The 6876-nt window shown below is 39.8% G+C and carries 7 protein-coding genes; 6 read left to right on the top strand and 1 reads right to left on the bottom strand.

The annotated features are described in order from the left end of the window. Positions 1-1537: Cna B-type domain-containing protein (locus tag HMPREF9188_RS06735; protein ID WP_009730351.1), on the top strand; the 1537-nt coding region annotated here is incomplete at its 5' end. Between the two features lie 133 nt (positions 1538-1670). Here the strand turns inward: HMPREF9188_RS06735 and HMPREF9188_RS06730 are convergent. Next, entirely contained in the window at positions 1671-2030 is a 360-nt protein-coding gene (locus tag HMPREF9188_RS06730) for a DUF3397 domain-containing protein (RefSeq protein ID WP_033588922.1), read from the bottom strand. 91 nt (positions 2031-2121) lie between these two features. On the opposite strand from HMPREF9188_RS06730, the gene HMPREF9188_RS06725 reads away from it, so the two are divergent. The 5 genes from HMPREF9188_RS06725 to HMPREF9188_RS06705 are packed head-to-tail and all read left to right on the top strand — an operon-like array spanning position 2122 to position 6822. Continuing rightward, entirely contained in the window at positions 2122-3078 is a 957-nt protein-coding gene (locus HMPREF9188_RS06725) for a TIGR01212 family radical SAM protein (RefSeq protein ID WP_009730350.1), read from the top strand. Beyond that, on the top strand, positions 3062-3619 hold the full coding sequence (locus tag HMPREF9188_RS06720) for a tRNA (mnm(5)s(2)U34)-methyltransferase (RefSeq protein WP_009730349.1): 558 nt from the start codon (positions 3062-3064) through the stop codon (positions 3617-3619). Before HMPREF9188_RS06725 ends, HMPREF9188_RS06720 begins: the two co-directional genes overlap by 17 nt. Further along, positions 3612-3866 (top strand): hypothetical protein, encoded by a 255-nt coding sequence (locus HMPREF9188_RS06715; protein WP_000361099.1) that lies wholly within the window; start codon positions 3612-3614, stop codon positions 3864-3866. Before HMPREF9188_RS06720 ends, HMPREF9188_RS06715 begins: the two co-directional genes overlap by 8 nt. 11 nt (positions 3867-3877) lie before the next feature. After that, positions 3878-5932, top strand: a complete 2055-nt coding sequence (locus tag HMPREF9188_RS06710; RefSeq protein WP_009730348.1) for a cation:proton antiporter — start codon at positions 3878-3880, stop codon at positions 5930-5932. Positions 5933-5961: 29 nt separating this feature from the next. Then, positions 5962-6822: a YihY/virulence factor BrkB family protein gene (locus HMPREF9188_RS06705; protein WP_009730347.1), complete on the top strand. Its 861-nt coding sequence runs from the start codon at positions 5962-5964 to the stop codon at positions 6820-6822. Positions 6823-6876 lie beyond the last annotated feature (54 nt).

Here is a 6876-nt window from a genome sequence, read left to right as displayed (position 1 = left end):
CGATGGTCAAGATACAGGTAAGACCCTTGAACTCAATAAAGACAACAGCTGGTCAGGAAGCTTCACAGATCTTGATGTGAACAAAGCTGGTAAAGCGATTGTTTACTCAGTAGTCGAAGTAACTGTTACTGGCTACAATTCTGACGTTATTGGTGATGCTGTATCAGGCTTCACAATCACCAATAGCTACACCCCGGAAACAGTTAATGTAAAAGCAACCAAGAACTGGGATGACGCTAATAACCAAGATGGCAAACGTCCAACTAAGATTACAATCAATCTTTTAGCAGACGGTCAGAAAGTTGATTCGAAAGAAGTTCAAGCAGCCGCAGACGGAACTTGGACTGTCGAATTCACGAAATTAGCAAAATATAAAGATGGTAAATCAATCAAATACACTGTAACAGAAGAAGCCGTAGCAGAATACGAATCAACTATTACAGACTTTACCATCACAAACAAATATGCTCCTAAAGCAATCGACTACAAAGTAACAAAAGTATGGAACGACGCGAACGACCAAGACGGCAAACGTCCTAAGTCCGTAACGGTTCAACTTTTCAAATCTGTAGATAAATCTAAACCAGTAGCTGTTGAAGGTAAGAAATTGACCTTGACAGCTAAGGATAAGACAGACGCTAACACTTGGGTAGCATCCTTTACAAATCTTCCACAATACGAAGCTGGTAAAGAAATCACTTACTCTATCGATGAAGTAGATGTACCAGCTGGCTATAAAGCCTCTGTAACTGGTCAAGTAGTGACAAACACTCACAATACAGATACAGTTATCCTTTCAGGAACTAAGGTGTGGAAAGATAACAACAACCAAAGCGGCAAACGTGCAGATAAAGTGAAAGTTCAAATCTTTAAGGGTGAAGGCGAAAAAGCTGAACTCGTTCAAGAAATTGAAGTTTCAGAAGCAACTGGTTGGAAGTTCGAATCAAAACCACTTCCTAAGTATGAAAATGGTACAGAGATCAAGTACACTGTCAAAGAAGTGGCCGTGAAAGAATATACCTCAACAGTTACTACGGACAAAGATGGTAAGTACACAGTTACCAATGAATACACACCAGTGAAAACATCTGTAAAAGGTCATAAGATCTGGAATGATGAAAATAACAAAGACGGTATCCGTCCAACATCTATCACAGTGAAACTTCTTGCCGATGGTCAAGACACTGGTAAGACTGCGGTAGCTTCAGAAGCAACTGGTTGGACTTATGAGTTCACAGAACTTGAGCGTTATAAAGATACTAAAGGTACAGAATTCAAATACTCTGTAGTAGAAGTTCCGGTTAAAGGTTACACATCTAAAGTAGAAGACTTCAATATCACAAATACATACATTCCAGAAAAACCAACACCAGGTAAACCAAATGAACCAGGTAAACCAAATGAACCAGGTAAACCAGGACAAAAACCTCAACTTCCTAACACTGGTGAAAAAGCATCTAATGCAGCAGTAGTTGCAGGACTTGCTTTGATGGCAGTGACTGGTGGATTGTACTTTGTAAGCCGTAAAAATAAATAATCTAGCGTGAGAAAGATAGTTTCCATTTATTTTTCTTAGGTTCAATCTGTGATAAAAAGGCCAGAGGATTCCTCTGGTCCTTTTTAGATATAGGAGTAAAAGAAAGACCCAGCATTTAATACTGGGTTGGTAATTATTTTACCATCATCAATTCGACAATCATTGCTATATAGATGATTAAGGTAAGGAGAAAACCGGCTCTCCAGAAGAATTTGATGAATTTAGGGTAATAAAAACTTCGTTTTTTGACAAGGAAAAAGATTACAAGGAGGATTGCTAGGAGAGAAAGTGCGACACCAAGTCGTGGTAGAAAGTTGTGGGTAAAGGCTTTAGCAGTAATCAGATAGTACTCAAATACCAAAAGTGGAAAAGCTACATCCGCGAAATTAAATCCTATTTTCCTGAGTCCGAAAAGCTTGGTGACAATAAAGCAAACCACCAAGGTTAATATCAATAATAAAATAGATGCTATTTTCATTAAAATCATACCCATATTGTATCATAAAAAAACGCTAAAGGAAATGAGAAACAAGGGAATTTGTTGGAAAGTCAGGCTTTTGAGATTGTGGGTGTTTTTTGTTATAATGAAAGTTATGAAATCTTATAATACCTTGAATGATTATTATCGAAAACTTTTTGGAGAAAAGACTTTTAAAGTTCCGATTGATGCGGGATTTGACTGTCCCAATCGGGATGGAACTGTGGCTCATGGGGGCTGTACTTTTTGTACAGTTTCAGGTTCTGGAGATGCTATCGTGGCACCGGATTCCCCTATCCGTGAGCAATTTTATAAGGAAATTGACTTTATGCACCGCAAGTGGCCAGATGTTAAAAAGTATCTGGTTTATTTTCAAAACTTTACCAACACCCATGAAAAGGTGGAAGTGATTCGGGAGCGATATGAGCAGGCTATCAACGAGCCAGGTGTAGTAGGAATTAATATCGGAACGCGCCCAGACTGTCTGCCAGACGAAACCATCGAATATTTGGCTGAGTTATCGGAGCGCATGCATGTGACGGTAGAATTGGGCTTACAGACAACCTTTGAAGCAACCTCTGACCTGATTAACCGTGCTCATTCTTATGAATTGTATGTGGAAACAGTAAAACGCTTGAGAAAATATCCCAAAATTGAGATTGTTTCCCATTTGATCAATGGTTTGCCTGGTGAGACTCATGAGATGATGATTGAAAATGTTCGTCGCTGTGTTACGGACAATGATATTCAAGGAATTAAACTGCACTTGCTTCACCTCATGACCAATACACGGATGCAACGAGATTACCACGAAGGACGCTTACAACTGATGAGTCAGGATGAGTATGTCAAGGTCATCTGTGACCAACTGGAAATCATTCCCAAGCATATCGTCATCCATCGAATTACAGGAGACGCACCTAGAGATATGCTGATTGGTCCCATGTGGAGCCTCAATAAATGGGAAGTGCTAAATGCTATTGAAACTGAGATGCGCCGTCGTGGAAGTATGCAAGGATGCAAGGCTGTAAAACAGGAGTTTAAAAATGAAAAGACCACTTGAGATGGCGCATGATTTTTTGGCGGAAGTTGTGACAAAAGAGGATATCGTAGTGGATGCGACCATGGGCAATGGCCATGATACCCTTTTTCTAGCCAAGTTAGCCAAGCAAGTCTATGCCTTTGATATTCAGGAGCAGGCTTTGGAGAAGACGCAAGAGCGTTTGGATCAGGCTGGAATGACAAATGCCCAGTTAATCTTGCAAGGTCATGAGACACTAGACCAGTTTGTGACAGAAGCTAAGGCAGGGATTTTTAATCTGGGTTATCTGCCTTCTGCTGACAAATCCGTCATCACTCAACCTCAGACTACTATCGAAGCCTTAGAAAAGCTTTGCCATTTGCTTGTCAAAGGAGGACGGATTGCTATCATGATCTACTATGGTCATGAGGGAGGAGATATTGAGAGGGATGCTGTTTTGGACTTTGTTAGCCAGTTGAACCAACAAGAGTTCACAGTTGTGATTTATCGAACCCTCAACCAAGTCAACAATCCCCCGTTTTTAGTTATGATTGAGAAATTAGAAAGATATAGGCATGGATAAACAATACCTTCGTGAGAAATTAGAGGCTATGCGCCAAAATTTTGTCGAGTCAACGCAGCATGAACGAGCGGTTGGAGTACTCGACGAAGAACATATGAGTAAGAAAATGCTTAAAATCAAGAAAAAATTAGTGGCTCTTGAAATGGAACGATGCCAGAAAAAAATTGAGCACAAAGACTGTTCTAAGATTGATCAGAAAATCCAAGAGCAAAAGGAGATTTTTGAATCTTGTTGTAAAAAAGATTAAGGAGGAATTGTGTGGAATTACTCATTTACTTGATTCTATTTTTATTTGTCTTAATCATTTCAACTACGACCAATAAACTTCTCCCTTTTTTGCCCCTTCCTCTTGTACAAATTCTTTTGGGGATTGGTATTGGCTTATTTGTTCCAGATGCGGACTTTCATCTCAATACAGAGCTGTTCCTAGCCATGGTTATTGGTCCCTTACTTTTCCGGGAGGCAGAAGAAGCGGATATTACGTCCATTTTGAAGCACTGGCGGATTGTCGTTTTTCTAATTTTTCCTGTGATTTTTATCTCGACCTTAAGCTTAGGAGGTATGGCTCACTTCCTTTGGATGACTCTTCCTTTATCTGCCTGTTTAGCAGTTGGAGCGGCACTTGGGCCAACTGATTTGGTTGCCTTTGCATCTCTTTCTGAACGTTTTCGTTTTCCAAAACGGGTTTCTAATATTTTAAAAGGGGAAGGACTCTTAAATGACGCTTCTGGTTTGGTTGCCTTTCAGATGGCTCTTGCTGCTTGGACAACAGGAACGTTTTCTCTCAGCCAAGCTGGGACTTCCCTAGCACTTTCTATCTTTGGTGGTTTTGTAGTCGGTTTTGTGACGGCTATGGTCAATCGTTTCTTGCATACCTTTTTACTGAGTGTGCGAGCGATAGATATAGCCAGTGAACTATTGCTAGAGCTAAGTTTGCCACTCATGACTTTTTTTATCGCAGAAGAGTTTCATGTTTCAGGGATTATCGCAGTAGTGGTTGCAGGGATTTTGAAGGCCAGTCGTTTTAAGAAAATTACGCTCCTTGAGGCTCAAGTTGACACCGTGACGGAGACCGTCTGGCATACCGTGACCTTTATGCTAAACGGATCAGTCTTTGTTCTCTTGGGAATGGAGTTAGAATTGATTGCAGAGCCGATTGTATCTAATTCTCTCTACAATCCCTTTCTTTTACTTCTCTCAGTTGTCGTTCTGACCTTCTTGCTTTTTACGATCCGCTTTGTCATGATTGCTGGTTTTTACTTTGTAAGGACGCGTCGACTTAAGAAAAAGATTCGTAATTACATGAAAGATATGCTTCTTTTGACCTTCTCTGGTGTCAAAGGGACAGTATCTATCGCGACCATTCTCCTCATACCAAGTCATTTGGAGCAGGAATATCCTTTGTTACTCTTCCTTGTAGCAGGCGTTACACTATTGAGCTTTTTAACGGGTTTACTGGTTCTCCCTCACTTATCTGAAGAACAAGAGGAAAGCAAGGATCATTTGATGCATATAGCGATTCTGAATGATGTAGCTGCAGAATTAGAAAAAGAGCTGGACCATCACAAGAACAAACTTCCTCTTTATGCAGCTATTGATAACTATCATGGTCGGATTGAAAACCTCATCCTTAGTCTGGAAAATAAGAGAGTCCAAGAGGACTGGGAGTCCCTCAAACTTCTTATCTTGAGTATTGAGAGTGATGGTTTGGAGCAAGCCTATGAAGAAAATAGAATCAGTGAGCGTGGCTATCGAGTTTACCAACGTTACCTAAAAAACATGGAGCAGAGTATCAATCGGAATTTCGCTTCTAGAGTGACTTATTACTTCCTAGTTTCCTTACGGATACTGCGCTTTCTACTCCATGAAATGTTTACATTTGGTAAGACTTTTCGTAGTTGGATGAATGAAGAATCTCGTAAACTACTAGCAGTTGATTATGATCAGATTTCAGAGTTGTATTTGGAAAATACAGAGCTGATTATCGAGAGTTTGGAAAACCTCAAGGGGGTTTATAAGAGTTCTCTGATTAGTTTTATGCAAGAGTCTCGTCTACGCGAGACGGCCATTATCGGAAGTGGTGCTTTTGTTGAGCGGGTTATCAATCGCATCAAGCCAAATAATATCGATGAAATGCTACGAGGCTACTATCTCGAACGTAAGGCAATCTTTGAATACGAAGAGGCTAAACTGATAACAGCCAAGTATGCTAAAAAACTACGCCAAAATGTGAATAATTTAGAGAATTATTCTCTGAAAGAGGCCGCAAATACCTTGCCTTATGATATGGTAGATTTAATCAGAAGAACTTAGATGATGAAGAAAATGACGGAGGATGGAACATGAAAAAGTGGTGGAAAGAGCTGATGGACAGGCCCTTATTGAAAGCTTTTTTGCATTATTATCAAGCATCTGATAGCGAGTTGACCAGTGTTGCGGTTGCCTACTATTGGTTGATTTCAATCTTTCCTTTGCTAATGATAATGGTCAATATTTTGCCTTATTTTCAGATTCCGGTCTCAAATTTCTTACTTACAATCAAGGAATTCTTGCCTGATACGGTGTATGATGTGGTCGCTAAGATTGTCCGAGAAGTTCTGACTCAACCATCGACTGGTTTGCTGAGTTTTGCCGTTTTATCTGCACTCTGGACCTTTTCAAAATCAATGGATTTCCTCCAAAAAGCTTTTAACAAAGCCTATGGGGTGACCAAAAGTCGAGGGATTATCTCCCATCAGTTGATGAGTTTGCTTGTTAGCCTCGGCTTGCAGATTCTTTTTGCCCTAGCCTTGTTTTTGAGTATGTTTGGTCGTATGTTGCTCAACCTCCTCAAAACTTACTGGCAATCAGACAGTCCGCTATTTTCCTACCTGCAAGATTTTACAGGCCCTCTGGTCTATGCCTTGATCTTTGCCATTCTAGTCATGATTTATTACTTCCTTCCAAAAGTAAAAGCACCACGAATCCGCTATGTTTTACCAGGAAGTGTCTTTGTCTTGCTAACTCTTATCTTTTTATTGAATATCTTTTCTGTTTATTTTAATAACTATATCAATCACCTAGTGGATGTCCGATTTTTCAGTTCCATCATCGTTGTGGTCATGATGTTCTGGTTTATTCTTATTGCTAAGATTTTGATTATCGGAGCAGTTATCAATGCCAGTGTTCAGAGCTTGAAAGATCAGACCTTTAAAATAAACTAACTAATAAAGTTATCTATTATAAAACGCATAGAATCAAATCTGATTCTATGCGTT

Source organism: Streptococcus sp. F0441 (genome assembly GCF_000314775.2).
Classification (GTDB): Bacteria; Bacillota; Bacilli; order Lactobacillales; family Streptococcaceae; genus Streptococcus.
Note: the sequence above shows the minus strand (reverse complement) of the source record. Positions and strands in the feature narration are given on the sequence as shown.